General features: G+C 50.7%; 2 protein-coding genes and 1 pseudogene. All 3 read right to left on the bottom strand.

Annotated elements, in window-relative coordinates; all coding sequences use genetic code 11:
• Positions 1–100 precede the first annotated feature (100 nt).
• A pseudogene (locus BCA33_RS22470) lies at positions 101–265 on the bottom strand (helix-turn-helix domain-containing protein); the annotation flags it as partial.
• Positions 259–387: a hypothetical protein gene (locus BCA33_RS22605; protein WP_302848239.1), complete on the bottom strand. Its 129-nt coding sequence runs from the start codon at positions 385–387 to the stop codon at positions 259–261. The gene BCA33_RS22605 and the pseudogene BCA33_RS22470, both read right to left, overlap by 7 nt.
• Positions 380–691 carry a type II toxin-antitoxin system RelE/ParE family toxin gene (locus BCA33_RS19500; protein WP_083394839.1) on the bottom strand — a complete coding sequence of 104 codons (312 nt, stop codon included), beginning with the start codon at positions 689–691 and terminating at the stop codon, positions 380–382. Before BCA33_RS19500 ends, BCA33_RS22605 begins: the two co-directional genes overlap by 8 nt.
• Between the last annotated feature and the right edge of the window lie 46 nt (positions 692–737).

Genomic DNA, 737 nt, shown 5'->3' with positions numbered 1-737 from the left:
CCTAACGCTTAGGTAACCGGCACCGGAGGCCAGCGAAGGGAACCAAAAGCAGAAAGCTTTTGGTGTCCGGTTGACCGTCTGGTTACACCTAGCGACTTACTCAGTGCAGTTGGCTAAAAACTTCCGGATGTTGTTCTGCGATACGCAACAGCGCGACTGCTGGGCCTTGTGGTTCTCTACGTCCTTGTTCCCAGTCTTGTAAGGTGCGCACGCTGACTCCCATGAGACCCGCAAAGGCAGACTGAGACATTTTTAGTTTCAGCCGAATAACCTGCGGCGCTGAGGCTCAGACAACTCTTGAGTTCGCAGCGCCAGATTGCCCTTTTTGAACTGTTTGATTTCATCAAGCCCAGCAAGGATTTCCGCACCAAGATTTCTATCACTCATTTTTGATGGCCTCCGCTATCTGCTTGAGCATGTGCCCAGGAATCGAGGCACGCTCAGATTTACTGTACAACGTCAGCATCCATACTTCGTGGTCAGACTTCTTCCAATAATAAATTGCTCGAATGCCGCCACTCTTGCCCGATCCGGCTGGCGCCCAGCGAACCTTGCGAACACCACCAGACCCTTTGATGAGATCGCCTGCATCAGGCTTCTGCAAAAGGTATGTTTGGAGCCCACGATATTCTTCGTCCGTGAGGTAGCTCGGCAACAACTTGGTAAATGTTGAGGTTTCGATGAATAGCATTGTCAAAACATACGGCATTGCCGTATAACAATCAAGGCTAGGTCAG

The sequence above is a fragment of the Marinobacter sp. AC-23 genome (assembly GCF_001858325.1).
Taxonomy (GTDB): Bacteria; Pseudomonadota; Gammaproteobacteria; order Pseudomonadales; family Oleiphilaceae; genus Marinobacter.
The sequence above is the reverse complement of the archived record's forward strand: the minus strand, read 5'-3'. Positions and strand labels throughout refer to the sequence as shown.

Excerpts from the sequence above, each read along its gene's own strand:
- BCA33_RS19500 (WP_083394839.1), bottom strand. The coding sequence starts at position 691 with ATGCTATTCATCGAAACCTCAACATTTACCAAGTTGTTGCCGAGCTAC.
- BCA33_RS22605 (WP_302848239.1), bottom strand. The coding sequence starts at position 387 with ATGAGTGATAGAAATCTTGGTGCGGAAATCCTTGCTGGGCTTGATGAA.